24 protein-coding genes are annotated in these 25,526 nt (G+C 69.6%); 21 read left to right on the forward strand and 3 right to left on the reverse strand.

Features of this window, described 5'->3' with window-relative positions; all coding sequences use genetic code 11:
* Window positions 1-333 precede the first annotated feature (333 nt).
* From thrB to ABZ154_RS13545, 21 genes are all read left to right on the forward strand, one after another.
* A complete protein-coding gene (thrB, locus tag ABZ154_RS13445; RefSeq protein WP_356832049.1) occupies window positions 334-1,251 on the forward strand; it encodes a homoserine kinase in 918 nt (305 codons plus the stop codon).
* Between the two features lie 389 nt (window positions 1,252-1,640).
* The gene (rho, locus tag ABZ154_RS13450; RefSeq protein WP_356832051.1) at window positions 1,641-3,692 is read left to right on the forward strand and encodes a transcription termination factor Rho; all 2,052 of its coding nucleotides are present in this window, start codon (window positions 1,641-1,643) and stop codon (window positions 3,690-3,692) included.
* Window positions 3,693-4,021: 329 nt separating this feature from the next.
* Window positions 4,022-5,125: an LCP family protein gene (locus ABZ154_RS13455; RefSeq protein WP_356832053.1), complete on the forward strand. Its 1,104-nt coding sequence runs from the start codon at window positions 4,022-4,024 to the stop codon at window positions 5,123-5,125.
* Between the two features lie 148 nt (window positions 5,126-5,273).
* On the forward strand, window positions 5,274-5,498 hold the full coding sequence (gene rpmE, locus ABZ154_RS13460; protein ID WP_015611364.1) for a 50S ribosomal protein L31: 225 nt from the start codon (window positions 5,274-5,276) through the stop codon (window positions 5,496-5,498).
* Between the two features lie 149 nt (window positions 5,499-5,647).
* Window positions 5,648-6,724, forward strand: a complete 1,077-nt coding sequence (gene prfA, locus ABZ154_RS13465; RefSeq protein WP_030569167.1) for a peptide chain release factor 1 — start codon at window positions 5,648-5,650, stop codon at window positions 6,722-6,724.
* Between the two features lie 46 nt (window positions 6,725-6,770).
* Entirely contained in the window at window positions 6,771-7,616 is an 846-nt protein-coding gene (gene prmC / locus ABZ154_RS13470) for a peptide chain release factor N(5)-glutamine methyltransferase (protein WP_356832055.1), read from the forward strand.
* 52 nt (window positions 7,617-7,668) lie between these two features.
* Window positions 7,669-8,316 carry an L-threonylcarbamoyladenylate synthase gene (locus ABZ154_RS13475; protein WP_356832057.1) on the forward strand — a complete coding sequence of 216 codons (648 nt, stop codon included), beginning with the start codon at window positions 7,669-7,671 and terminating at the stop codon, window positions 8,314-8,316.
* On the forward strand, window positions 8,313-8,954 hold the full coding sequence (locus ABZ154_RS13480) for a protein-tyrosine-phosphatase (protein WP_073878323.1): 642 nt from the start codon (window positions 8,313-8,315) through the stop codon (window positions 8,952-8,954). The genes ABZ154_RS13475 and ABZ154_RS13480 overlap by 4 nt, the downstream gene beginning before the upstream one ends.
* A 198-nt stretch (window positions 8,955-9,152) precedes the next feature.
* Window positions 9,153-10,439 carry a serine hydroxymethyltransferase gene (glyA, locus tag ABZ154_RS13485; RefSeq protein ID WP_356832060.1) on the forward strand — a complete coding sequence of 429 codons (1,287 nt, stop codon included), beginning with the start codon at window positions 9,153-9,155 and terminating at the stop codon, window positions 10,437-10,439.
* Between the two features lie 180 nt (window positions 10,440-10,619).
* A complete protein-coding gene (locus ABZ154_RS13490; protein WP_356832062.1) occupies window positions 10,620-11,966 on the forward strand; it encodes an MraY family glycosyltransferase in 1,347 nt (448 codons plus the stop codon).
* 290 nt (window positions 11,967-12,256) lie between these two features.
* Window positions 12,257-12,670, forward strand: a complete 414-nt coding sequence (locus ABZ154_RS13495; protein WP_356832064.1) for a hypothetical protein — start codon at window positions 12,257-12,259, stop codon at window positions 12,668-12,670.
* A 387-nt stretch (window positions 12,671-13,057) separates the two neighbouring features.
* Window positions 13,058-13,498 carry a hypothetical protein gene (locus tag ABZ154_RS13500; RefSeq protein WP_356832066.1) on the forward strand — a complete coding sequence of 147 codons (441 nt, stop codon included), beginning with the start codon at window positions 13,058-13,060 and terminating at the stop codon, window positions 13,496-13,498.
* Between the two features lie 200 nt (window positions 13,499-13,698).
* Window positions 13,699-14,526, forward strand: coding sequence for a F0F1 ATP synthase subunit A (gene atpB / locus ABZ154_RS13505; protein ID WP_151510888.1), 828 nt, complete (start codon window positions 13,699-13,701; stop codon window positions 14,524-14,526).
* 97 nt (window positions 14,527-14,623) lie between these two features.
* Window positions 14,624-14,860 (forward strand): ATP synthase F0 subunit C, encoded by a 237-nt coding sequence (atpE, locus tag ABZ154_RS13510; RefSeq protein WP_003966254.1) that lies wholly within the window; start codon window positions 14,624-14,626, stop codon window positions 14,858-14,860.
* A 37-nt stretch (window positions 14,861-14,897) separates the two neighbouring features.
* Window positions 14,898-15,434 carry a F0F1 ATP synthase subunit B gene (locus ABZ154_RS13515; RefSeq protein ID WP_356832068.1) on the forward strand — a complete coding sequence of 179 codons (537 nt, stop codon included), beginning with the start codon at window positions 14,898-14,900 and terminating at the stop codon, window positions 15,432-15,434.
* Entirely contained in the window at window positions 15,431-16,246 is an 816-nt protein-coding gene (locus ABZ154_RS13520) for a F0F1 ATP synthase subunit delta (RefSeq protein ID WP_356832070.1), read from the forward strand. The genes ABZ154_RS13515 and ABZ154_RS13520 overlap by 4 nt, the downstream gene beginning before the upstream one ends.
* A gap of 143 nt (window positions 16,247-16,389) precedes the next feature.
* On the forward strand, window positions 16,390-17,961 hold the full coding sequence (gene atpA / locus ABZ154_RS13525; protein ID WP_356832072.1) for a F0F1 ATP synthase subunit alpha: 1,572 nt from the start codon (window positions 16,390-16,392) through the stop codon (window positions 17,959-17,961).
* Window positions 17,962-17,964: 3 nt separating this feature from the next.
* Window positions 17,965-18,882, forward strand: a complete 918-nt coding sequence (locus tag ABZ154_RS13530; RefSeq protein WP_356832074.1) for a F0F1 ATP synthase subunit gamma — start codon at window positions 17,965-17,967, stop codon at window positions 18,880-18,882.
* The gene (gene atpD / locus ABZ154_RS13535) at window positions 18,882-20,324 is read left to right on the forward strand and encodes a F0F1 ATP synthase subunit beta (protein ID WP_031122932.1); all 1,443 of its coding nucleotides are present in this window, start codon (window positions 18,882-18,884) and stop codon (window positions 20,322-20,324) included. The genes ABZ154_RS13530 and atpD overlap by 1 nt, the downstream gene beginning before the upstream one ends.
* A 109-nt stretch (window positions 20,325-20,433) precedes the next feature.
* Window positions 20,434-20,808, forward strand: coding sequence for a F0F1 ATP synthase subunit epsilon (locus tag ABZ154_RS13540; RefSeq protein WP_015611381.1), 375 nt, complete (start codon window positions 20,434-20,436; stop codon window positions 20,806-20,808).
* 142 nt (window positions 20,809-20,950) lie between these two features.
* Window positions 20,951-21,397 (forward strand): DUF2550 domain-containing protein, encoded by a 447-nt coding sequence (locus ABZ154_RS13545; RefSeq protein ID WP_151510938.1) that lies wholly within the window; start codon window positions 20,951-20,953, stop codon window positions 21,395-21,397.
* Between the two features lie 190 nt (window positions 21,398-21,587).
* On the opposite strand, the gene ABZ154_RS13550 is transcribed toward ABZ154_RS13545, so the two are convergent.
* From ABZ154_RS13550 to ABZ154_RS13560, 3 genes are all read right to left on the reverse strand, one after another.
* A complete protein-coding gene (locus ABZ154_RS13550; RefSeq protein ID WP_356832077.1) occupies window positions 21,588-23,462 on the reverse strand; it encodes a glycoside hydrolase family 18 chitinase in 1,875 nt (624 codons plus the stop codon).
* 190 nt (window positions 23,463-23,652) lie between these two features.
* The gene (locus tag ABZ154_RS13555) at window positions 23,653-24,303 is read right to left on the reverse strand and encodes a response regulator transcription factor (protein WP_356832079.1); all 651 of its coding nucleotides are present in this window, start codon (window positions 24,301-24,303) and stop codon (window positions 23,653-23,655) included.
* Window positions 24,300-25,499: a histidine kinase gene (locus tag ABZ154_RS13560; RefSeq protein ID WP_356832081.1), complete on the reverse strand. Its 1,200-nt coding sequence runs from the start codon at window positions 25,497-25,499 to the stop codon at window positions 24,300-24,302. The genes ABZ154_RS13555 and ABZ154_RS13560 overlap by 4 nt, the downstream gene beginning before the upstream one ends.
* Window positions 25,500-25,526 lie beyond the last annotated feature (27 nt).

Genomic DNA, 25,526 nt, shown 5'->3' on the forward strand with positions numbered 1-25,526 from the left:
GGACGACCTCCCGGGGCCAACACGCGGCAACCCTTCGGGGCCAACACGAGACAACCCAGCTCAACCGCCCTCTTTTCGGGGCGGAGAGCGCATAGGAGGCGGGCGACACGCATCGTGCGCCTCCTGTGCGCCCTATGTCGCGACAGAACCTTCCTTCGATAAGCTGTACCCCATCCGCCCGACACCCGCCCCACGGGTCTGCCGCGGCGCGAGCGCCGTCGTGACGGCGAGCACGGGCCGGGCCACCGGCCCCATCCCCGTCCCCGTAGGCCCCCACCGCCGCAGAGCCACCGCACCGCAATCCCCGCCGCCTTACAAGGAGTCATCCAGCCGATGGCCGGTCCCGCGTTCCGAGCCGCCGCCGTCAGGGTGCGCGTCCCCGCAACCAGCGCCAATCTGGGCCCGGGTTTCGACGCCCTCGGCCTCTCGCTGGGGCTGTACGACGACGTCGTCGTCCGGGTCGCCGACTCCGGGCTCCACATCGACATCGCAGGTGAGGGCGGCGAGACGCTGCCCCGCGACGAGAGCCACCTGCTCGTCCGCTCCCTGCGCACCGCCTTCGACCTGCTCGGCGGCCAGCCCCGCGGCCTGGAGATCGTCTGTGCCAACCGGATCCCGCACGGTCGCGGCCTCGGCTCCTCCTCCGCCGCCATCTGCGCCGGAATCGTCGCCGCCCGCGCCGTGACGACCGGGGGCGACGCCCGTCTCGACGACGAGGCCCTGCTGGAGCTGGCCACCGAGATCGAAGGGCACCCCGACAACGTCGCGGCGTGTCTGCTCGGCGGTTTCACCCTCGCGTGGATGGACGGCGGAGCGGCCCGGGCGATCCGGATGGACCCCGCGCCGTCCGTCGTTCCGGTGGTCTTCGTACCCGGCCGGCCCGTGCTCACCGAGACGGCGCGGGGCCTGCTCCCGCGCTCCGTCCCGCACGTCGACGCCGCCCTCAACGCGGGCCGGGCCGCCCTGCTCGTCGAGGCGCTGACCAGGCGCCCCGAGCTCCTGCTCGCCGCCACCGAGGACCGGATCCACCAGGAGTACCGGGGCCCCGCGATGCCCGAGAGCGTGGAGCTGGTGCACCGGCTGCGCGCCGACGGTGTGCCCGCTGTCATCTCCGGCGCGGGCCCCACGGTGCTCGCGCTGGCGGAGGAGGGGTCCGCCGACAAGGTCGCCCGACTGGCGGGCGAGGGTTGGGCCGCCAACCGGCTGGCCCTCGACGCCGCGGGCGCCACCGTGCTGCCGCTGGCCGCGTAACCGCATCTGATTACCGGTGGCCGAGAGGGGGAATGTTTGTTGGAGCCGGTAGTGTTAACCTCAAGTCTGCAACCGACGTCTTTGAGGCGCGTTGCTTCGTGTCCCCCTCCGGGACCGCCATTCTTCCGGGAGCCTCCCCAACTGCCTGAGCAGCCTGCCTGAGCAGTTTCGAGCACGCTCCGGAACCGGCACGACACCCCTCGCTCGTCCAGGAGTGGGCCGAGCAGGGGGATCTCGCGCCGGACCCCGCACGTTCATCTCTCCGCCGTACCCGGCGGACCACCGCCCCGGCAAGGTCCGCGATCCAGCAAGATCAACAGACCGCAGTCGGACAGCACAACCGGTCGCCGAGCCAGAAGGCCGACGTCCGCTCCAGGGAAGGACCCTTCGTGAGCGACACCACCGATCTGATGGGCGTCACTGCCGACAAGAACGTCGACAGCGCCGCGCCCGCCGAAGGTGCTGCCACTGGCACCACCGCACGGCGCCGCCGCTCCGGCACCGGCCTCGAGGGCATGGTCCTGGCCGAGCTGCAGCAGGTCGCGTCCGGCCTCGGCATCAGGGGTACTGCGCGGATGCGCAAGAGCCAGCTGATCGAGGTCATCAAGGAGGCGCAGGCGGGCAGCGGATCCGCCGCCCCCAAGGCCTCCTCCAAGGCCGCCGAGGCCCCCGCCGCCGAGGCGGCGGAGAGCAAGCCCAAGCGGCGTGCGACCTCCAAGGCGCGCACCGGGGACGAGGCCGCCGCCGCCGAGAAGGCGGCCCAGCAGCAGATCGACATCCCCGGCCAGCCGGCCAGCGACGACCAGCCCACGGGCGAGCGCCGTCGCCGCCGCGCCACCGCGCAGGCGGGCAGCCCCGACACCAAGGCCGAGGCGAAGACCGAGGCCAAGGCGGAGCCGCAGGCCGAGCAGAAGACCGAGGACCGCGGCGAGCCCAAGGGCGACGCCAAGGCCGAAGCCGCCGCCGACACCGCCGAGGGCCGTCGTGGCGACCGCCAGGGCCGTGGGGACCGCGAGCGCGGTGACCGGGGCGAGCGCGGGGATCGCCGTGAGCGCCAGCGCGACCGCCGGGGCAAGGGCGACGACCAGGGCCAGCAGGGCGGCGGCGGGCAGCAGCGTCCGCAGCGCCAGGGCCAGGGGCAGAGCCAGGGCCAGGGCCAGCAGAACCGTGACAACGGTCCGCAGGACGACTTCGACGACGAGGCGGGCGGGCGCCGCGGCCGCCGTGGCCGCTACCGCGACCGTCGTGGCCGTCGTGGCCGCGACGACTTCGCCAGCGATGTGCAGGTGGCCGACGACGACGTCCTGATCCCCGTCGCGGGCATCCTGGACATCCTCGACAACTACGCGTTCATCCGGACCTCCGGCTACCTGCCGGGCCCGAACGACGTGTACGTCTCGCTCGCCCAGGTCCGCAAGAACGGCCTGCGCAAGGGCGACCACGTCACCGGTGCGGTCCGCCAGCCCAAGGACGGCGAGCGGCGCGAGAAGTTCAACGCGCTGGTCCGCCTCGACTCGGTCAACGGCATGGCCCCCGAGTCCGGCCGCGGCCGCCCCGAGTTCCAGAAGCTGACCCCGCTGTACCCGCAGGACCGGCTCCGTCTGGAGACCGACTCCAACATCCTGACGACGCGGATCATCGACCTGGTGGCCCCGATCGGCAAGGGCCAGCGCGGGCTCATCGTGGCCCCGCCGAAGACCGGCAAGACCATGATCCTGCAGGCCATCGCCAACGCGATCACGGTCAACAGCCCCGAGTGCCACCTGATGGTCGTCCTGGTCGACGAGCGTCCGGAAGAGGTCACCGACATGCAGCGGTCGGTGAAGGGCGAGGTCATCTCCTCGACCTTCGACCGGCCCGCCGAGGACCACACCACCGTCGCCGAGCTGGCCATCGAGCGCGCCAAGCGTCTCGTGGAGCTGGGTCACGACGTGGTCGTCCTGCTCGACTCGATCACCCGTCTGGGCCGCGCGTACAACCTCGCGGCGCCCGCCTCCGGCCGCATCCTCTCCGGTGGTGTCGACTCGACCGCGCTGTACCCCCCGAAGCGCTTCTTCGGTGCCGCGCGCAACATCGAGGACGGCGGCTCGCTGACCATCCTGGCCACCGCGCTCGTCGAGACCGGCTCGCGCATGGACGAGGTGATCTTCGAGGAGTTCAAGGGCACCGGCAACATGGAGCTCAAGCTCGACCGGAAGCTCTCGGACAAGCGCATCTTCCCGGCGGTGGACGTCGACGCGTCCTCCACCCGCAAGGAAGAGATCCTGCTCGGCACCGACGAGCTGGCGGTCGTCTGGAAGCTGCGCCGGGTGCTGCACGCGCTCGACCAGCAGCAGGCGATCGAGCTCCTCCTGGACCGGATGAAGAAGACCCAGTCCAACGCGGAGTTCCTGCTCCAGATCCAGAAGACGACGCCGGGCAGCGGAAACGGCAACGACTGACGTACACACGGCAGTTGACGCGGAGGGCCCGCAGCACCACGGTGCTGCGGGCCCTCCGCGTTCCCGGCCCCGGCCCGAGACCTTTGCCACACGCAGGCCCGCCGGGTGACGTCCCCGCCAGTGGGTGTCCGGGACAGGAAACCGCAGGTGAACGCCGGATCGCCGGCCGCCCGCCGGCCCGCGTGCGCCCTCTGCCGCCCTCCGGGCCCAGACAGGGCCCTGTGCAACCCTTCTTGCTGCTTCGCCGTCTGATCAAGAGATGACAAACCCTCCCGGAACCGTCACGGCCGGGGGCGAGGAGCAGCGGAACGCCGTAGCGAGGGAGACGCGTGAGCGAGCAGAGGAAGACCCCGGGGCGGATACGCGGCACCGGCACCCGCCGGAGGAAGCCCACCCGCCGTCACCGCGCGAAGGTCGCCACGGCCTGGACGGTGGCGGGCGTGGTGGTCCTGGGCGGGGCCGGGTTCGGATACGCGTACGTCACCCTCGACGGCAACCTCTCCAGCGTCGACATCGACGCCCAGCTCGGCACCGACCGCCCCGACGACGTGGACGACGGCTCGCAGGACATCCTGGTGCTGGGTTCCGACTCGCGCTCCGGCGACAACGGCAAGTACGGCGCCGACGAGGGCGCCGCCCGCTCCGACACGGCGATGGTCATGCACGTCGACAAGGGCCACAAGTCGGCGAGCGTCGTCTCGATACCGCGCGACACCCTGATCGAACGCCCCGCCTGCGCGAGCGACACCACGGACGAGACGGTCCCCGCCGAGCAGCGCGCCATGTTCAACACCGCGTACGAGGTCGGCGGGCCGGCCTGCGCGGTGAAGACCGTCGAATCCATGTCCGGTATCCGCATGGACCACTACATCGAGGTCGACTTCACCGGCTTCGAGAAGCTGATCGACGAGCTGGGCGGCGTCGAGATCACCACGAAGAGTGCGATCAGCGACGCCAAGAGCCATCTCGACCTGGAGCCGGGTCCCCACACCCTGGACGGGGAGCAGTCCCTCGGCCTCGTCCGTACCCGCAAGAGCGTCGGGGACGGCAGTGACCTCGGCCGCATCCAGCTCCAGCAGGCGTTCGTCAAGGCGCTGATGGAACAGGCGAAGAGCGTCGGGGTGTTCTCCAGCCCGACGAAGCTGCTCGGCCTCGCGGACGCCGCCACCAAGGCGCTCACCACCGACTTGGGCCTCGGCTCGGTCAAGAAGCTCACCGGGTTCGCGAACGGCCTCAAGGGGCTCGGCGCGGACAACGTGCACATGGTGACCCTGCCGGTGGAGTACGACCCCGCCGATCCGAACCGGGTCCTCCCGCAGGAGGAGGCCGGACGGCAGGTGTGGGCAGCCCTCAAGAACGACCGGCCCATCCCCGCCTCCGCCACCGAGAAGTCCGCGGGGGACAAGGGAGACGCCGGAAAGGTCGTCCAGTAGCACGCTCGTACGGTCACGGGGAATACCTGCGGCCCGCCCCCGGTTTTGGGAGATACGGCCGGTCCTGGCAGACTGGTACGTCGGCCCCGGTTCACGGCCGCGCAATCCGCGCGGACGACCCGGCGCCCTCCCGAAACTAGGAGACACCTTGAAGCGCGACATCCACCCCGAGTACGTCGAGACGCAGGTCAGCTGCACCTGCGGTGCGTCGTTCACCACCCGGAGCACCATCGACTCCGGCGCCATCCGCGCCGACGTCTGCTCCGAGTGCCACCCGTTCTACACGGGCAAGCAGAAGATCCTCGACACCGGCGGCCGCGTGGCCCGCTTCGAGGCCCGCTTCGGCAAGGCTGCCGGCTCCGCCAGCAAGTAGCGAGCCACTGCGCCGGTTCTCGGCGCCCTCTTCCCGGGGGCGTCGGAACCGGCGTTTTTCCGGTCGGGTGTGCGGGGGAGCCCCCGGCGCCCCACCCGGCAGCACGCCCTCCAGCAGGCCCGTAGACGTAATCAACCAGGAGCCCCCGAATGTTCGAGGCGGTCGAGGAACTGATCGGCGAGCACGCCGGTCTTGAGAAGAAGCTCGCCGACCCGTCGGTCCACGCCGACCAGGCCAACGCGCGCAAGCTGAACAAGCGCTACGCGGAGCTGACCCCGATCGTCTCCACGTACCGGGCCTGGAAGCAGACCGGCGAGGACATCGAAACCGCCCGCGAGTACGCCGCGGACGACCCCGACTTCGCCGCCGAGGTCAAGGACCTGGAGAAGGAGCGCGAAGAGCTCACCGAGAAGCTCCGTCTCCTCCTCGTCCCGCGCGACCCCAGCGACGACAAGGACGTGCTCCTGGAGATCAAGGCGGGCGCCGGCGGCGACGAGTCCGCCCTGTTCGCCGGTGACCTGCTGCGCATGTACCTGCGGTACGCCGAGCGTATCGGCTGGAAGACCGAGATCATCGACTCCACCGAGTCCGAGCTCGGCGGCTACAAGGACGTCCAGGTCGCCGTCAAGACCAAGGGTGGCAACGGCGCCACCGAGCCCGGCCAGGGCGTCTGGGCCCGGATGAAGTACGAGGGCGGTGTGCACCGCGTGCAGCGCGTGCCCTCCACCGAGTCCCAGGGCCGTATCCACACCTCCGCCGCGGGTGTGCTCGTCACCCCCGAGGCCGAGGAGGTCGAGGTCGAGATCCACGCCAACGACCTGCGCATCGACGTCTACCGCTCCTCGGGCCCCGGCGGCCAGTCCGTCAACACGACCGACTCCGCCGTCCGCATCACGCACCTGCCGACCGGCGTCGTCGCCTCCTGTCAGAACGAGAAGAGCCAGCTCCAGAACAAGGAGCAGGCCATGCGCATCCTGCGCTCCCGGCTGCTCGCCGCCGCCCAGGAGGCCGCCGAGCAGGAGGCCTCCGACGTGCGCCGCAGCCAGGTCCGTACGGTCGACCGCTCCGAGAAGATCCGGACGTACAACTTCCCGGAAAACCGCATCTCCGACCACCGCGTCGGCTTCAAGGCGTACAACTTGGACCAGGTGCTCGACGGAGAGCTCGACGCCGTCATCCAGGCGTGCGTCGACGCCGACTCCGCCGCCAAGCTCGCCAACGCGTAAGCGCACCGCCCGCCCCGCACGCCCGTAAACCGTACGGAGAACCGCGATGAACCTGCTGCTCGCCGAGGTGGCCCAGGCCACCCAGCGGCTGGCCGACGCCGGTGTTCCCTCACCGCGATTCGACGCCGAGGAACTCGCGGCCTTCGTGCACGGCGTGAAGCGGGGCGAGCTGCACCAGGTGCCCGACACGGACTTCGACGCCCGGTACTGGGAGACCGTCGCCCGCCGCGAGGCCCGCGAACCGCTCCAGCACATCACCGGCCGCGCGTTCTTCCGCTACCTGGAGCTCCAGGTCGGGCCCGGCGTCTTCGTGCCCCGGCCGGAGACCGAGTCGGTCGTCGGCTGGGCCATAGACGCCGTCCGCGCGATGGACGTCGTGGAGCCCGTCGTCGTCGACCTGTGCACCGGCTCGGGCGCCATCGCGCTCGCCATGGCCCAGGAGGTCCCGCGCTCGCGCGTACACGCCGTGGAGCTCTCCGAGGACGCCCTCAAATGGACCCGGAAGAACGCCGAGGGGTCCAGGGTCACCGTCCACAAGGGAGACGCCCTGAGCGCCCTCCCCGAGCTCGACGGCCAGGTCGACCTGGTGATCTCCAACCCGCCGTACATCCCGCTCACCGAATGGGAGTACGTCGCTCCCGAGGCCCGCGACCACGACCCGGAGATGGCCCTCTTCTCCGGCGAGGACGGCCTCGACACCATCCGCGGCATCGAGCGCACCGCCCACCGTCTGCTGCGCCCCGGCGGCCTCGTCGTCATCGAGCACGCCGACACCCAGGGCGGCCAGGTGCCGTGGATCTTCACCGAGGAGCGGGGCTGGGCCGACGCGGCCGACCACCCCGACCTCAACAAGCGGCCCCGGTTCGCCACCGCCCGCAAGGCCATGCCGTGACCGGCCCCCGGCACCACCACCGCTACCCGTACACGCTCGAGGAGGCCGGCTGATGGCACGGCGATACGACTGCAACGACGCCACCGACCGGACCACCGGGCTGCGCGAGGCCGCGTCCGCCGTCCGCCGAGGCGAACTGGTCGTGCTGCCCACCGACACCGTGTACGGGATCGGTGCGGACGCCTTCAGCTCCGAGGGCGTCGCCGACCTGCTGGACGCCAAGGGCCGCGGCCGCAACATGCCCACCCCCGTCCTCATCGGCTCCCCGAACACCCTGCACGGCCTGGTCACCGACTTCTCCGAGCAGGCCTGGGAGCTGGTCGACGCGTTCTGGCCCGGTGCCCTCACCCTGGTCGCCAAGCACCAGCCCTCGCTCCAGTGGGACCTCGGCGACACCCGCGGCACCGTCGCCATCCGGATGCCGCTGCACCCCGTCGCCATCGAGCTGCTGACCGAGGTCGGCCCGATGGCCGTCTCCAGCGCCAACCTCACCGGACACCCCTCGCCCGAGGACTGCGACGCCGCCCAGGGCATGCTCGGCGACTCCGTCTCCGTCTACCTCGACGGCGGTCCGACTCCCGGCATCGTGCCGTCCTCGATCGTCGACGTCACCGGTGCCACTCCGGTCCTCCTGCGGGCCGGTGCCCTCTCCGTCGAGGAGCTGCGCAAGGTGGTACCCGACCTCGAGGTGGCCAATTGACCGCGCCCGAGGGGCGTGGCATAGCGGGGCGGACCGACACCTTCCGCATCCTCCACGTCAGCACCGGCAACGTCTGCCGCTCACCGATCACCGAGCGGCTGACCCGCCATGCCCTGGTGGGCCGCCTCGGCGATCCGCTCAGCGGCGGCCTGATCGTGGAGAGCGCGGGCACCTGGGGCCATGAGGGTGCCCCCATGGAGGCCAACGCCGAGGTCGTCCTCGCCGACTTCGGCGCGGACGCCAGCGGCTTCGTCGGACGCGAGCTCCTCGACGAGCACGTCATCCGCGCCGACCTGGTCCTCACCGCCACCCGCGACCACCGTGCCCAGGTCATCTCCATGGGCCACTCCGCGGGCCTGCGGACCTTCACGCTCAAAGAGTTCACCCGGCTGGTGCGGGCGATAGACCCCGCCACCCTGCCCGACCCGCTCGACGAAGGCGTCGTCGAGCGCGCCCGCGCCCTGGTCCGTGCCGCAGCCGCGCTGCGCGGCTGGCTGCTGGCCCCGACCGCCGAGGCGGACGAGGTCTACGACCCCTACGGCGCGCCCATCACCTTCTTCCGCTCCATCGGCGACGAGATCAACCAGGCGCTCGACCCGGTGGTCACGGCGCTCACGGGCGTACGCGCGCCGCACTGAGGGACGTACGCGCGCTGTACGGTGCGCCGACCTCCGTACGCGCTCCGGACCGAGCGCCGGTGCGACCGGTACGCGCGGTGCGCCGACCGGCGTACGGGGCGCCGCGACAGCGGGCACACCGCCCCGCCCCGGCCTACATTGGAGCTGACACCGGCCCCCCCTCGCCGGCGCACCCTCCTCCAGGCCCGGAGCCGTCCCATGCCGGTCACCTCTCCCGCCGCACCCGTAGCCGCCGCCGTGCCGGCCACGCCCGACGCCCCGCCCCAGGACTTCGGCGCCCTGCTCCGCCAGGACCCGGAGGTCGCCGGGGTCCTGCAAGCCGAGCGGGACCGGCAGGCCGCCACCCTCCAGCTGATCGCCGCCGAGAACTTCACCTCGCCCGCGGTCCTGGCCGCCCTCGGCTCCCCGCTCGCCAACAAGTACGCCGAGGGGTACCCGGGCGCCCGCCACCACGGCGGCTGCGAACACGCGGACGCCGCCGAACGCATCGCGGTGCGCCGCGCCACCGCCCTCTTCGGCGCCGAACACGCCAACGTCCAGCCGCACTCGGGCTCCTCCGCCGTCCTCGCCGCCTACGCCGCACTGCTGCGCCCGGGGGACACGGTGCTCGCGATGGGACTCCCGTACGGGGGACACCTCACCCACGGGGCGCCCGGCAACTTCTCCGGCCGCTGGTTCGACTTCGTCGGGTACGGGGTGGACCCTGCGACCGGCCTCATCGACTACACCCGGCTCCGCGCCCTGGCCCGCGCCCGCCGCCCCAAGGCCATCGTCTGCGGCTCGATCTCCTACCCCCGCCACCCCGACTACGAGCTGTTCCGGGAGATCGCCGACGAGGTGGGCGCGTACCTGATCGCCGACGCCGCCCACCCGATGGGGCTGATCGCCGGGGGAGCGGCGCCGAGCCCGGTCCCGTACGCGGACGTGGTCTGCGCCACCACGCACAAGGTGCTGCGCGGTCCGCGCGGCGGCATGATCCTGTGCGGCGGGGAGCTGGCCGAGCGGATCGACCGGGCGGTGTTCCCGTTCACGCAGGGCGGCGCGCAGATGCACACGGTGGCGGCGAAGGCGGTCGCCTTCGGGGAGGCGGAGACACCGGCGTACACGCTCTACGCGCACCAGGTGGTCGCCCACGCACGGGTGCTGGCTGCGGGCCTTGAGGCCGAAGGCTTCGAGGTCACCACGGGCGGCACGGACACCCACATCATCGTGGCGGACCCGGCCCCGCTGGGCGTCGACGGCCGCACCGCCCGGACGCGGCTCTCGGCGGCCGGCATGGTCCTGGACACGTGTGCGCTGCCGTACGGGGAGGCCCGGGGCATCCGCCTGGGGACCGCCGCCGTCACCACGCAGGGGATGGACGAGGGGGACATGGCGAGGATCGCGGCTCTGTTCGGGGCGGCGGTCCGGGAGCCGGGCGACGTGAGCCCGGTCGCGGCGGAGGTCCGGGAGCTGGCCGCGCGCAATCCGCCGTACCCGCAGTAGCGCGGACCGCCTTACCCGGAGCGGTGGACTCCGCCTTACCCGGAGTAGCGGACTCCACCGTTTCCGGAGTGGTGGACTCCGTCGTATCCGGGGCAGACGAACCCTGTGCAACCATCACCCGTACCGTGGAGTCCTTGTTCCTGAGACTAGGGTGTGGGTTTTGGATGGCCGGCGAATTCTGTGGGGCAGCCCGTGCGTGATTACCTGCTGACGCTCTGTGTCACGGCAGCGGTGACCTATCTGCTGACCGGACCGGTGCGTAAGTTCGCCATCGCGGTCGGGGCGATGCCCGCGATCCGTGCGCGCGACGTCCACCGGGAGCCGACACCCCGGCTCGGTGGGATCGCCATGTTCGGCGGGCTGTGTGCGGGTCTGATCGTCGCCGACCATCTCTACAACCTGAAGAGCGTCTTCGAACTCTCCAACGAACCACGGGCGTTGCTCTCCGGAGCCGCCCTGATCTGGCTGATCGGCGTCCTCGACGACAAGTTCGAGATCGACGCCCTGATCAAGCTCGGCGGCCAGATGATCGCCGCCGCCGTCATGGTCATCCAGGGCCTCACGATCCTGTGGCTGCCGATCCCGGGCGTCGGCACGGTCGCCCTCACCCAGTGGCAGGGCACGCTGCTCACGGTGGCGCTGGTGGTCATCACGATCAACGCGGTCAACTTCGTCGACGGCCTGGACGGGCTCGCGGCGGGCATGGTGTGCATCGCCTCGACGGCGTTCTTCCTGTACGCCTACCGCCTCTGGATGGGGTACGGGATCGAGGCCGCGGCCCCCGCGACGCTGTTCGCGGCGATCCTGATGGGCATGTGCATCGGCTTCCTGCCGCACAACATGCACCCGGCGCGGATCTTCATGGGGGACTCCGGCTCGATGCTGATCGGCCTGGTGCTGGCGGCGGGCGCGATCTCGATCACGGGCCAGGTCGACCCGGACGCGATGAAGCTGTTCGTAGGCAGTGAGCGGCAGGCCACCCACGCGATGCTCCCGGTCTTCATCCCGCTGGTGCTGCCGCTGACGATCATCGCGATCCCGGCTGCCGACCTCGTCCTCGCCATCGTCCGGCGTACCTGGAACGGCCAGTCGCCGTTCGCCGCCGACCGCGGGCACCTGCACCACCGCCTGCTGGAGATCGGCCACTCGCACAGCCGGGCCGTGCTGATCATGTACTTCTGGTCGGCCCTGATCGCGTTCGGCGCCGTCGGCTACTCGGTGCACTCGGCCTCGATGTGGATCGTGTTCGTGATCATGGCGGCGAGCGCGGTGGGCCTGGTCCTGCTGCTGATGCCGCGCTTCACCCCCCGCACCCCGCGCTGGGCCAACCGCTTCGTCCCGCCGCGCTACCGCCGCCCCGACCCGGAGCAGGCCTCTTCCCCCGCGTACGAGGAGAAGCCGGAGCTCGTGACCTCCGGGGCCCAACAGGGCGCGCAGGCTGCCCGGGCAGCAGGCCTCAACGGCGCCACAGCGGTGGGCGGACGTCAGCGATTCCTCTCGCGCCAGAAGGTCGACAGCAGCCGCTAGGCGACAGACGACGCGGCAACCGGAGCGACATTGGCCGGTTTGTGATCTTTGTGGCGGCGCGCTCGGCGGTGGTTCTGTGAGCACGCCCGCCACCAGCGCTCTTCGGTGCCGTGTTTCCCGCGCCCAGGGTGTACGAGCAGAGAAAAGACAAGAATAAGACATTTCCCTTTCCGAGGCCTTGACTATTCGCATGAAAACTCATTGCAGTGGAAGTCGCGTTTCGCCTAGCGTCTGGCAGGCCGCGTCCGAGACCGGGGCGTGGTAATCCATGACTCCATCAAGGGGGAACAGTGCGTAAATTTGCCTGCATAGTCGCATCGGCGGCGATGATGAGCGGCCTGCTCGGGGCTGGAGTCGCCCAGGCCTCGACGCCGTCTGCTCAGCAGCCGATCGAGGCCAAGGCGACCAAGAAGTTCCATGTGGCGCTCTATCCGAACCAGAAGTCGGAGTCCGGTGAGACGTTCAAAAAGGGGAAGACCGGCAAGGTGAAGTACACCGTGACGAAGAAGGAGTGGAACCATGCCGTCGGGTTCCGGCTCGTCACGTGCAAGGGGCACAAGAGTCTGACCGAGTGGATCGATTTCAAGAAGAAGAAGGGTGATTACTATACCTTCAAGAAATCGGTCAAGAAGGGGACCTGCTTCAAGGTGCAGGCCAAGCGCTCGTGGGCTCAGGGCGTTGACGGGAAGGTGAAGTACAGCTGACGCGTCAGCTGCGGGCAGGCTAGGCGTACATGGGTCGGTGGCTACTCTCGTGGCCACCGACCCTTCTGCTTGGTGTGGATGTTGGGCCGCGTGGAAAGTCGCTCGTGCGGGTGGCGACAGCGAGGGCCTGATCAAATAGCTGCATTATCAGACATCACGCCCAGTTCGGCGCTCAGGCGCGCGAGTTAGCCCTCATGTGTGACTGTTGGCACACTTTCCAGGTAAAGACCTCATCAAATAGTTTGTGATACCGTTCACGAGACCCGGCGACGGAGCCGATGGACCCTGTGAGGCGGTCCATCGACCTGGACTTCCGCCTCGCGGACCGGGCCTACGCTCGTCCATGACGACGCCCCATTCCTCCCCAAGACCAGTGGAGCTGCCGCCATGCAGTCCGACATGCGCGAACTACTGCGCATCGCCACCCCCACCGCCGCGGTGGGAGCCATCGCCACGCTCGTCGGCGGGCTCGTCGTCGGCGGCAAGGGGGCGATCGGTGCGGCGGTGGGTTGCGTGGTCGTGATCGTCTTCATGGCGCTCGGACTGCTGGCGCTCAACTGGGTCGCCAAGACCATGCCTCACCTGTTCCAGGGCATGGGGCTGATGATCTACTCAGGCCAGCTCGTGCTCCTGCTGATCTTCATCCTCAGCATCCGGAACACCTCTCTCTTCGACCTTCAGGTCTTCGCCCTCTCGCTGGTCGCGGCCGTGATCACCTGGATCACCGCGCAGGCCGTACTGCACGCGCGCAGCAAGACCCTTTACGTCGACCCCGACGCGGACACCCGGAACCGACCGGGTGGAGCTGGGGGAGATCGTGACGAGTAGGGCCGGGATAAAGCCGTGTTCGACGTGCTGCTATCGTCCGGTCTCGGTTGCGGTAGTGCGAGCGCGGGCAACAGGGCGGTCGCTTGATTCATCGCGAGGCTTCGGGCCCGGCCGCCGCCTCCTCACCGTAAGAACCAGTCCGGTGCCGACCTGCGGCCACCCGCCGCTCCGACACAACGAGGTAGCCGCATCCATGCGCCATGCAGAAGGAGCTCTTGGTGACTGACGCCCAGACGCTCGCTTTCGAGACTGACTGCCACTTGTTCCAGGGATGCGGATTCCAGGCTCCCAGCGCGTGGTCGTTCATCTTCGAGCCGCTCTTCACCATCGGGCCTGTCGAGTTCAACAAGCCCATGCTGCTCGCGATTATCGGAACCTTCCTGATCCTGGCCTTCTTCTGGGCCGGCTTTTCGAAGGCGAAGGTCGTACCCGGCAAGCTGCAGATGGTCGCCGAGGCGCTGTACGACTTCGTCCACCGCGGTATCGCCAAAGAGGTCATCGGCAAGAAGGGTGAGCCCTTCGTTCCGTTGCTGGTCTCGCTGTTCTTCTTCGTCTGGATTCTGAACCTCTGGGCCCTCATCCCGATCGCCCAGTTCCCGGTCAGCTCCGTCATCGCCTACCCGATCGGCCTGGCCCTCGTGGTCTGGGTGACGTACATGACGGTGACGTTCCGGTCGAACGGCTTCGTCGGAGGCATCCGCAACCTCTGCGTTCCGAGTGGTCTGCCGAAGCCCATCTACGTGCTGCTGACGCCGCTGGAGTTCGTCTCCAACGTCTTCGTCCGGCCGTTCACGCTGGCGGTGCGACTCTTCGCGAACATGTTCGCGGGCCACATCCTGATCCTGATCTTCACGATCGCCACCTGGTACATGCTCGGCACCGTCCTGGGCACGGTCTACGCCTCCGCGTCGTTCGCCCTGACGCTGGTCATCACTGTGTTCGAGATGTTCATCCAGGCCCTCCAGGCCTACGTGTTCACGGTGCTGACCGCCACGTACCTCTCGCAGGCGCTCGAAGAAGCCCACTGAGGTCTCGCCAAGCCTCCCGGCTTGAGACCTCACCCACCCCAAACGCCCGGTGCGAAGACACTTTCCACCGGTCCCACCAAGAGAAGGAACCACGGACATGTCTGCTGCTTTCGAGACCCTCGCGGCCGTGAACGGCAACGTCGGCACCATCGGCTACGGCCTCGCCGCGATCGGCCCCGGCATCGGCATCGGCATCATCTTCGGTAACGGTGTGCAGGCCATCGCCCGCCAGCCCGAGGCTGCCGGCCTCATCCGCCAGAACATGCTGCTCGGCTTCGCCGTCGTCGAGGCCCTGGCCCTGATCGGCTTCGTCGTCCCGTTCATCGTCAAGTGACGTTGTGCCTGTAGCCCCATTCGACGAAAGGTCCACCATGATGTACCTGGCAGCCGAGGAGGCGCAGAGCCCTCTGTTCCCGGTGTGGCCCGAGATCGTCATCGGCTTGATCTGCTTCGGCATCATCTTCTTCGTCTTCTCGAAGAAGCTGCTTCCGGTGATCAACAAGACCCTGGACGAGCGTCGCGAGGCGATCGAAGGTGGCATCGAGAAGGCCGAAGCGGCTCAGACCGAGGCGCAGAGCGTTCTTGAGCAGTACAAGGCTCAGCTCGCCGAGGCCCGCCACGAGGCCGCTCGACTGCGCCAGGAGGCGCAGGAGCAGGGTGCCGTCATCATCCAGGAGATGAAGGCGGAAGGTCAGCGGCAGCGCGAAGAGATCATCGCCGCCGGCCACGCCCAGATCGAGGCCGACCGCAAGGCCGCGTCCTCCGCGCTGCGCCAGGACGTGGGCAAGCTCGCCACCGACCTGGCCGGCAAGCTCGTCGGTGAGTCCCTCCAGGACCACGCCCGGCAGAGCGGCACCGTCGACCGTTTCCTCGACGAGCTCGAGGCGAAGGCCGAGGCCGTCCGATGAACGGCGCGAGCCGCGAGGCACTGGCCGCCGCACGTGAGCGGCTCGACGCGCTGACCGACAACACGTCGGTCGACGCGGCGGCCCTCGCCGACGATCTGGCTTCGGTCACCGCGCTGCTCCACCGCGAGGTTTCGCTGCGCCGGGTCCTCACGGACCCGGCCCAGAGCGGCGAGAGCAAGGCCGAGCTGGTCGCGCGCCTGCTCAGCGGTCAGGTCAGCGGCGAAGCCGTCGACCTGGTCTCCGGGCTGGTCCGCTCCCGCTGGTCGCAGTCGCGTGACCTGGTGGACTCGGTCGAGGAGCTGGCGAACACCGCAGACCTCACCGCGGCCCAGCGTGCGGGCGTCCTCGACGACGTCGAGGACGAGCTGTTCCGTTTCGGCCGGATCGTCGGCTCCGACACGGAGCTGCGTTCCGCGCTCACCAGCCGTACGGCCACCACCGCCGCCAAGAGCGAGCTGCTGCGCAGCCTGCTCGGCGGAAAGGCACAGCCGGTGACCGAGCGGGTCATCGTCCGTCTGGTGACCCAGCCGCGGGGACGTAGCCTGGAAGCGGGACTCGAATCCCTGTCCAAGCTCGCCGCGGACCGGCGCGACCGCACGGTCGCGATCGTCACCTCGGCGGTGCCGCTCAGCGACCGGCAGAAGCAGCGTCTCGGCGCCGCTCTCGCCAAGATCTACGGCCGCGAGATGCATCTGAACCTGGACGTGGACCCTGCGGTCCTCGGCGGGATCTCGGTGCGCGTCGGTGACGAGATCATCAACGGCACCGTCGCGGAGCGCCTCGAAGAGGCGACCCGCCGCATGGCCGGCTGACCCAGCGCGGTCGGCACCAGAGCAAGAACAAGCAGGACCAGCGGCCCGGTTGGGCCGTGCAGAAATTGCAGAAGATTCCTGGGGGTCGGCCCCCAGACCCCCTTAAGAAACTTCGGGCCCAACAAGGAGAGCAGGGAACCCAGATGGCGGAGCTCACGATCCGGCCGGAGGAGATCCGGGACGCACTGGAGAACTTTGTCCAGTCGTACCAGCCGGACGCGGCCTCGCGCGAGGAGGTCGGTACGGTCAGCGTTGCCGGCGACGGCATCGCGAAGGTGGAGGGTCTGCCCTCCGCCATGGCGAACGAGCTGCTGAAGTTCGAGGACGGAACCCTCGGTCTCGCCCTCAACCTCGAGGAGCGCGAGATCGGTGCGATCGTTCTCGGCGAGTTCAGCGGAATCGAGGAGGGCCAGCCGGTGCAGCGCACCGGTGAGGTGCTCTCCGTCGGCGTCGGCGAGGGCTACCTCGGCCGCGTCGTCGACCCGCTCGGCCAGCCGATCGACGGTCTCGGCGAGATCGCGACCGACGGCCGCCGCGCCCTCGAGCTGCAGGCCCCTGGCGTCATGGTCCGCAAGTCGGTGCACGAGCCGATGCAGACCGGCTACAAGGCCGTCGACGCCATGGTGCCGATCGGCCGAGGCCAGCGTCAGCTGATCATCGGCGACCGTCAGACGGGTAAGACCGCTCTGGCCGTCGACACGATCATCAACCAGCGCGACAACTGGCGCTCCGGCGACGTGAACAAGCAGGTGCGCTGCATCTACGTCGCCATCGGCCAGAAGGGCTCCACCATCGCCTCCGTGCGTGGTGCGCTCGAAGAGGCCGGCGCGCTGGAGTACACGACCATCGTCGCCGCCCCGGCGTCCGACCCGGCCGGCTTCAAGTACCTGGCGCCGTACACCGGTTCGGCCATCGGTCAGCACTGGATGTACCAGGGCAAGCACGTCCTGATCATCTTCGACGACCTCTCGAAGCAGGCCGACGCCTACCGCGCCGTGTCCCTGCTGCTGCGCCGCCCGCCGGGCCGTGAGGCCTACCCGGGTGACGTCTTCTACCTGCACTCGCGTCTGCTGGAGCGCTGCGCCAAGCTCTCCGACGAGATGGGTGCCGGTTCGATGACGGGCCTCCCGATCGTCGAGACCAAGGCGAACGACGTGTCGGCGTTCATCCCGACCAACGTCATCTCCATCACCGACGGCCAGTGCTTCCTGGAGTCCGACCTGTTCAACGCGGGTCAGCGTCCGGCGCTCAACGTCGGTATCTCGGTCTCCCGTGTCGGTGGCTCCGCCCAGCACAAGGCCATGAAGCAGGTTTCCGGCCGACTCCGGGTGGACCTCGCCCAGTACCGCGAGCTGGAGGCGTTCGCCGCCTTCGGTTCCGACCTGGACGCGGCCTCGAAGGCCTCGCTGGAGCGCGGTAAGCGCATGGTCGAGCTGCTGAAGCAGCCGCAGTACGCCCCGTTCCCGATGGAGGAGCAGGTCGTCTCCGTCTGGGCCGGCACCACGGGCAAGATGGACGACGTCCCGGTCGAGGACATCCGTCGCTTCGAGACCGAGCTGCTGGAGTACCTGCGCCGCGAGCGCAAGGACCTCCTGACCAGCATCGCCGAGGGCGGCAAGATGTCCGACGACACGCTGCAGTCGATCGCCGACGCGATCGCCGCCTTCAAGCAGCAGTTCGAGACCTCGGACGGCAAGCTCCTGGGCGAGGGCTGATCGATGGGCGCTCAGCTTCGCGTTTACAAGCGCCGCATCCAAGCCGTCACCGCGACCAAGAAGATCACCAAGGCGATGGAGATGATCGCCGCCTCGCGCATCGTCAAGGCGCAGCGCAAGGTGGCGGCGTCGATGCCGTACGCGACCGAGCTCACCCGCGCGGTGACCGCGGTGGCGACCGGCTCCAACGCCAAGCACCCGCTCACCACCGAAGCCGAAGCGCCGACCCGCGCCGCGGTCCTGCTCGTCACGAGCGACCGCGGTCTGGCCGGCGGCTACTCCTCCAACGCCATCAAGGCCGCGGAGCGGCTGCGGGAGCGCCTTGCCGGTGAGGGCAAGGAGGTCGACACGTACATCGTCGGCCGCAAGGGTGTCGCGTACTACGGCTTCCGCGAGCGCAAGGTCGAGGAGTTCTGGACGGGCTTCACCGACAACCCGGCGTACTCCGATGCCAAGCGCATCGCCGCCCCGTTGATCGAGGCCATCCAGAAGGACACGGCCGAGGGCGGCGTCGACGAGCTGCACATCGTCTTCACGGAATTCGTGTCGATGATGACGCAGAACGCGGTCGACGACCGGATGCTGCCGCTTTCGCTCGACGAGGTCGCGGAGGAGAGCACCCGTAAGGGCGAGATCCTTCCGCTGTTCGAGTTCGAGCCGTCGGCCGAGGACGTCCTCGACGCCCTTCTGCCGCGCTACGTCGAGAGCCGTATCTACAACGCACTGCTGCAGGCAGCCGCTTCCGAGCACGCTGCCCGCCGTCGCGCGATGAAGTCGGCCACCGACAACGCCGGGGACCTCATCAAGAGCCTCTCCCGGCTTGCCAACGCGGCCCGCCAGGCCGAAATCACCCAGGAAATCAGCGAGATCGTCGGCGGTGCCAGTGCTCTGGCCGACGCGACCGCGGGGAGTGACAAGTAATGACGACCACTGTTGAGACGGCCGCTGCCACGGGCCGCGTCGCCCGGGTCATCGGCCCGGTCGTCGACGTGGAGTTCCCCGTCGACGCGATGCCGGAGATCTACAACGCCCTCCACGTCGAGGTGGACGACCCGGCCGAGGCCGGCGCCCGCAAGACGCTGACCCTCGAGGTCGCCCAGCACCTGGGTGACGGCGTGGTCCGCGCGATCTCGATGCAGCCCACCGACGGCCTGGTCCGCCAGGCCCCGGTGACCGACACGGGCACGGGCATCACCGTCCCCGTCGGTGACATCACCAAGGGCAAGGTGTTCAACACCCTCGGTCAGATCCTGAACGAGCCGGAGGCCGAGGCGCAGATCACCGAGCGCTGGCCGATCCACCGCAAGGCCCCGGCCTTCGACCAGCTCGAGTCCAAGACCGAGATGTTCGAGACCGGCCTGAAGGTCGTCGACCTGCTGACCCCGTACGTCAAGGGCGGCAAGATCGGTCTGTTCGGTGGTGCGGGCGTCGGCAAGACGGTCCTCATCCAGGAAATGATCATGCGTGTGGCGAAGCTGCACGACGGTGTGTCGGTGTTCGCCGGAGTCGGCGAGCGCACCCGTGAGGGCAACGACCTCATCGACGAGATGACCGAGTCGGGCGTCCTGGAGAAGACCGCGCTGGTCTTCGGCCAGATGGACGAGCCGCCGGGCACCCGTCTGCGGGTCGCGCTGTCCGCCCTGACCATGGCGGAGTACTTCCGCGATGTGCAGAAGCAGGACGTGCTGCTCTTCATCGACAACATCTTCCGCTTCACGCAGGCCGGTTCCGAGGTCTCCACGCTGCTCGGCCGCATGCCGTCCGCAGTGGGTTACCAGCCGACCCTGGCCGACGAGATGGGTGTGCTCCAGGAGCGCATCACCTCGACGCGTGGTCACTCGATCACCTCGATGCAGGCGATCTACGTCCCCGCGGACGACCTGACCGACCCGGCCCCGGCCACCACGTTCGCCCACCTCGACGCGACGACGGTTCTCTCCCGTCCGATCTCCGAGAAGGGCATCTACCCGGCCGTGGACCCGCTGGACTCCACGTCCCGCATCCTGGACCCGCGCTACATCACGCAGGAGCACTACGACACGGCCAGCCGCGTCAAGGGGATCCTGCAGAAGTACAAGGACCTCCAGGACATCATCGCGATCCTCGGTATCGACGAGCTGGGCGAGGAGGACAAGCTCGTTGTCCACCGTGCCCGTCGCGTCGAGCGCTTCCTGTCGCAGAACACCCACGCCGCCAAGCAGTTCACCGGCCTGGACGGTTCGGACGTCCCGCTCGACGAGTCGATCACCGCGTTCAACGCGATCTGCGACGGGGACTACGACCACTTCCCCGAGCAGGCGTTCTTCATGTGCGGTGGCCTGGACGACCTCAAGGCGAAGGCCAAGGAGCTCGGCGTCTCCTGAGCCTCCGGCTCACCGAGGGGGGCGGGCCTGGTCCCGCCCCCCTCACCACGCCCCGTAGAATTGAACCGACACCCGGCCGGGCGGCCGGGTGGTGACCCGAGGAGTCTCCTTGGCTGCTGAGCTGCATGTCGAGCTGGTCGCCGCGGACCGCAGTGTCTGGTCCGGCGAGGCCACGCTGGTCGTCGCGCGTACCACGTCCGGCGACATCGGCATCATGCCCGGTCACCAGCCGCTTCTCGGTGTGCTGGAATCGGGCCCGGTGACGATCCGCACGAGCGAGGGCGGTACCGTCATCGCCGCTGTGCACGGTGGTTTCATCTCGTTCGCGGACAACAAGCTGTCGCTGCTGGCCGAGATCGTCGAGCTGGCGGACGAGATCGATGTCCAGCGCGCCGAGCGTGCGCTGGAGCGCGCGAAGTCGGACGCGGACGCCGCTGCTGAGCGGCGCGCCGAGATCCGTCTGCGCGCGGTGGCGGTGCACTAGCACCCCCACGGACAGATGTTTTTACTCAGCCGCGGCCCGAGCTGGAGAAATCCAGCCGTGTCGCGGCTGAGGCGATGCAGGTGCATATCAGTTCGAATCGGTTCGTTATCCGTTACTCGACGATGCGAGGAGGTCGGTGGAGATGGTCCTCGCGTTGTGGGTGGGCGTGTCCGTCGTCGTCACGGTCCTGGTGGGGCTGTTCGTCTTCGGCCTGCGCCGACGGCTCATCCAGCGGTCCGGAGGCACCTTCGACTGCAGCCTCCGCTGGGACGTCTCCGAGGAGCCGGACCCCTCCGGCAAAGGCTGGGTCTACGGGGTCGCGCGCTACAGCGGCGATCGCGTCGACTGGTTCCGTGTCTTCTCCTACGCTCCTCGCCCCCGCCGGGGCCTGGAGCGTTCTGCGATCGAGGTGATCGCCCGCCGGCTTCCGGAGGGCGAGGAGGAGCTCGCGCTCCTGTCCGACTCCGTCGTGCTCGGCTGTCTCCACCGGGGGACGCGCCTGGAGCTGGCGATGAGCGAGGACGCCCTGACCGGCTTCCTCGCCTGGCTGGAGGCGGCGCCGCCGGGCCAGAGGGTGAACGTGGCTTGAAAGGCGGCCCCGCTCGAATGGGGGGCCGCCTTCCAGCGGGGCCCCGGACAAAGCCCGGGGCGGCGCGACGTGGCGTAAGGCCGGAAGGTCCGTACACAGCGAAAAGCCGGGGAGACGGGGGGCGGACCCGTCTCCCCGGCGGTTTTCCGGGGTGGTGCTGGCCGTTACGGCGTGGGGATGGCCGCCGGTGCTACTGGAGCCCGCTGTTGATCGCGCTCACCAGTTCACCGTTGGTGGTGTCACCGGAGAACTCCCAGAAGAACGCTCCGCCCAGGCCCTGGTTCTTCGCCCAGGTCATCTTGGAGCCGATGGTGGCCGGGGTGTCGTAGCTCCACCAGTTGGTCCCGCAGTGCGCGTAGGCCGTGCCGGCGATGGTGCCGGTGGCCGGGCAGGTGCTCTTGAGGACCTTGTAGTCCTCGATGCCCGCCTCGTACGTGCCCGGGGCCGCGCCGGTCGCCGTGCCGCCGGGGGCGGACTGGGTGACGCCGGTCCAGCCGCGGCCGTAGAAGCCGATGCCGAGGAGCAGCTTCTTGGCCGGGACGCCCTTGGCCTTCAGCTTGGCGATGGCGTCGGCGGAGGTGAAGCCCTCCTGGGGGATGCCGGTGTACGGGGTCAGCGGCGAGTGCGGGGCCGTCGGGCCCTTGTTCGCCCAGGCGCCGAAGAAGTCGTACGTCATCACGTTGTACCAGTCGAAGGACTGGGCGGCGCCCGCGTAGTCGGCGGCGTCGATCTTGCCGCCGGCCGAGCCGTCCGCGGTGATGGCGGCGGTGACCAGGTTGCCCGCGCCGAACTTCGTCTTCACGGCCGAGGCGAGGTTCTTGAGCGCGGCCGGGCCGCTGGTGTCACAGGTCAGACCACAGGCGTTGGGGTACTCCCAGTCGAGGTCGATGCCGTCGAAGACATCGGCCCAGCGGGGGTCCTCGACCAGGTCGTAGCAGGACTGGGCGAAGGCGGCGGGGTTCTGCGCGGCCTGGGGGAAGCCGCCGGACCAGGTCCAGCCGCCGAAGGACCAGAGGACCTTGATGTGCGGGTACTCGGCCTTCAGCTTGCGCAGCTGGTTGAAGTTGCCGCGCAGGGGCTGGTCCCAGGTGTCGGCGACGCCGTCGACGGACTGGTCGGCGGTGTACGCCTTGTCGTAGTCGGCGTAGGAGTCACCGATGGTGCACCGGCCGTTCTGCACGTTGCCGAAGGCGTAGTTGATGTGCGTGATCTTCGCCGCGGAACCGGACGTCACCAGGTTCTTGACGTGGTAGTTGCGCCCGTAGACGCCCCAGTTGGTGAAGTAGCCCAGGTTGATCTTGTCGCCGCCAGGCTGCTCGCCGCCGCCACCGCCGGTGGTGCGGACCGAGACGGAGCCGGAGACCGGGCCGAGCTGATCGATGGTGTCCCGGGCCTGGACCGCGTAGGTGTAGTCGGTGCCGGCGGTCAGACCGGTGTTGGTGTACGTGGTGCCGGTGACCGTGGCGATCTTGGCGCCGTTGCGCAGGACGTCGTAGTTCTTGACGCCCTTGTCGTCGGTGGCCGCGCTCCAGCTGAGCTTCACCGAGGTGTTGGTGACGTCGCTGGTGGCGGGGGTGCCAGGGGCGGAGGGCGGGTTGTCGCCCGGGACGGTGGAGCCGTCACAGGAGGCGCCGTTGAGCTTACAGCCGGTGGGGGCGCCGGGGCCGGAGCCGTTGAAGCCGAAGCTGACGCTGGCGCCGGGGGCCACCGTCCCGTTCCAGCTGAGGTTCTTGGCGGTCCAGCGGGTTCCGGAGCTGGTGACGGAGGCGTCCCAGGCGGAGCTGACCCGGGTTCCGGTGGGGTAGTCCCACTCGATGGTCCAGGAGGAGAGCGCGGTGGTGCCGGCGTTCTTCACCGTCCACTGGCCCTCGAAGCCGCTGCCCCAGTCCGACTTCTTGGTGTACGTGGCGGTGGCCGACGCGGCTGCCGAGGCGGGAGAGGCCAGACCCACCATCGCGGCCAGCGGAACGACGAGCGCGGTGAGGCCCGCGACGACCTTGGATCTGCCGCTCCGGGTGGGGATCCAGCTGAATCCGGAACGGCGTTGGGGGGTGTCAGTGCTCAACGGTGCTCCTCGGGTGAGGTCCAACAAACGGGGGTGATTCGTGGACTGCAAACCCTGCGCCGCCCTGAGTACGCGTGCTCTCGTACTCACCGCAGTGTGTGTGGGGTGACATTAGGAAGGTCTGGACCAATCGTCAAGAGGTCTGGACCAAAGATCGAGGGTCTGGCCTCGGGCCGGGACGGGACCGAGGTCAGACCCCCAACTCCCGTGCGAGTACGGCCGCCTGCACCCGGCTCCGTAGCCCCAGCTTGGCCAGCAACCTGCTGACGTGCGTCTTCACCGTCGCCTCCGCCATCGAGAGCCGCACCGCGATCTCCGCGTTCGGCATCCCCTCACCGAGACACCCCAGCACCTCCCGCTCGCGCCGGGTCAGCGACTCCAGCACCGCCGGATCGGCCGCACCCGCCGCACGTACGGTCCGTACCCCCGCGAACTCCGCGATCAGCCGACGGGTCACGGCCGGTGCGATCAGCCCCTCGCCGCGCGCCACCGTCCGTACCGCTTCCAGCAGATCGCGGGCGTCGGTGTTCTTCAGCAGGAACCCCGAAGCCCCCGCCCGCAGTGCCCCGAACACGTACTCGTCCAGGTCGAACGTGGTCAGGACCAGGACGTCCGCCAGCCCTTCCGCCACCACCTGCCGGGTCGCCGCCACCCCGTCCAGCCGCGGCATCTGCACATCCATCAGGACGAGATCCGGCCGGAGTTCACGGGCCAGGCGCACCGCCGCCTCGCCGTTCCCCGCCTCCCCGACGACCTCGATGTCCGGCGCGCTGGTGAGGATCAGCACCAGCCCCGCCCGCACGGCCGCCTGGTCCTCGGCCACCAGTACCCGGATCGTCATCCCCGCATCGTCCTTTCCGCCACGGGCAGTTCGGCCCGCACCCGCCAGATCTTCGTGCCGTCGCCGTCCGGTTCGGCCCCCGCTCCCCACGTCCCGCCGAGCAGCGCCACCCGCTCCCGCATCCCCACCAGACCGGCGCCCGAACCCGGCGCGGTGGGCCCGGTCCGGCTGCCGAACACACTGGTCACCTCGACCGCCAGTACGTCGCCGGTGAGGTCGAGCCGCACGGTGACCGGCCCCGGTGCGGCGTGCTTGAGGGCGTTGGTGAGGGACTCCTGCACGATCCGGTACGCGGCCAGCTCGACGGGGGTGGGCAGGGCCCCCGACCCCGCCTCCCGGGTGTCCTCGAGCGTGCAGACCAGCCCGCTCGGGGCGCCGTTGGTGTTCGCCTGCTCCACCAGGGCGTCCAGGGAGGCCAGCGTCGGGGCGGCGGCCGGGGCGCCGTCCTCACCGCCCTCGCGCAGCAGCCCGATCAGCCGGCGCATCTCCGCGAGCCCCTCGACGCTGTTCTCCCGGATCACCTTGAGGGCGCTCCGCGAGGTGTCGGGGTCGTCGATGGACAAGGCCGCCGTGGAGTGGATCGCCACGGCGGAGAGGTGATTGGCCACCATGTCGTGCAGCTCCCTGGCCATCCGGGCCCGCTCGGCGACCACCGCCTGGACCCGGTCCATCTCGGCCAGCCGCGCGGTCTGCGCGGCGGACAGCCGGGCGGCCTCGGCGGCGGTGCGGTGGTTGCGCACGCTGACCCCGGTGATCGCGGGGACGAAGGAGACCAGCCCCGTGACGACGCCGATCAGCAGAGCCTCGGGCGTACGGAACCAGGCCAGGAAGCCGATCGCGGACGCGACGGTGACCAGCAGCGTGGCCACCGGGAGACGGCGGGCGGCGGCCGGGGTCCCGTACAGCACGGCCGCGTACATGACGTCCGTGAACATCAGAATGGTCGCGAGGCTGCCCCGGGTGAACTGGTCCGCGACCAGCGCGAGCGTGGCGACGGTCAGCGCCGTCCGCGGGGCACTCCGGCGCAGCAGCTCCATCGCGGCGATCACGGTCAGCGGTACGAGGGTGACCCAGGGCGCGGAGAAGGGGCGGCCGCCCTGGGTGTGGAGGCCGAGCAGCCACAGGAGCAGCCCCCCGAGCAGCCCGGAGACGGCGAGGGCCACGTCGTCGCGGTGGGGACGGACAGAGGTGAACACCCCTCCATCCAACACGCACCACCGGCC

The organism is Streptomyces sp. NPDC006261, from assembly GCF_040613515.1.
Classification (GTDB): Bacteria; Actinomycetota; Actinomycetes; order Streptomycetales; family Streptomycetaceae; genus Streptomyces.

Excerpts from the sequence above, each read along its gene's own strand:
- thrB (WP_356832049.1), top strand. The coding sequence starts at position 334 with ATGGCCGGTCCCGCGTTCCGAGCCGCCGCCGTCAGGGTGCGCGTCCCC.
- prfA (WP_030569167.1), top strand. The coding sequence starts at position 5,648 with ATGTTCGAGGCGGTCGAGGAACTGATCGGCGAGCACGCCGGTCTTGAG.
- prmC (WP_356832055.1), top strand. The coding sequence starts at position 6,771 with ATGAACCTGCTGCTCGCCGAGGTGGCCCAGGCCACCCAGCGGCTGGCC.
- ABZ154_RS13475 (WP_356832057.1), top strand. The coding sequence starts at position 7,669 with ATGGCACGGCGATACGACTGCAACGACGCCACCGACCGGACCACCGGG.
- glyA (WP_356832060.1), top strand. The coding sequence starts at position 9,153 with ATGCCGGTCACCTCTCCCGCCGCACCCGTAGCCGCCGCCGTGCCGGCC.
- ABZ154_RS13500 (WP_356832066.1), top strand. The coding sequence starts at position 13,058 with ATGCAGTCCGACATGCGCGAACTACTGCGCATCGCCACCCCCACCGCC.
- atpB (WP_151510888.1), top strand. The coding sequence starts at position 13,699 with ATGCAGAAGGAGCTCTTGGTGACTGACGCCCAGACGCTCGCTTTCGAG.
- atpE (WP_003966254.1), top strand. The coding sequence starts at position 14,624 with ATGTCTGCTGCTTTCGAGACCCTCGCGGCCGTGAACGGCAACGTCGGC.
- ABZ154_RS13515 (WP_356832068.1), top strand. The coding sequence starts at position 14,898 with ATGATGTACCTGGCAGCCGAGGAGGCGCAGAGCCCTCTGTTCCCGGTG.
- ABZ154_RS13520 (WP_356832070.1), top strand. The coding sequence starts at position 15,431 with ATGAACGGCGCGAGCCGCGAGGCACTGGCCGCCGCACGTGAGCGGCTC.
- atpA (WP_356832072.1), top strand. The coding sequence starts at position 16,390 with ATGGCGGAGCTCACGATCCGGCCGGAGGAGATCCGGGACGCACTGGAG.
- ABZ154_RS13530 (WP_356832074.1), top strand. The coding sequence starts at position 17,965 with ATGGGCGCTCAGCTTCGCGTTTACAAGCGCCGCATCCAAGCCGTCACC.
- atpD (WP_031122932.1), top strand. The coding sequence starts at position 18,882 with ATGACGACCACTGTTGAGACGGCCGCTGCCACGGGCCGCGTCGCCCGG.
- ABZ154_RS13545 (WP_151510938.1), top strand. The coding sequence starts at position 20,951 with ATGGTCCTCGCGTTGTGGGTGGGCGTGTCCGTCGTCGTCACGGTCCTG.
- ABZ154_RS13555 (WP_356832079.1), bottom strand. The coding sequence starts at position 24,303 with ATGACGATCCGGGTACTGGTGGCCGAGGACCAGGCGGCCGTGCGGGCG.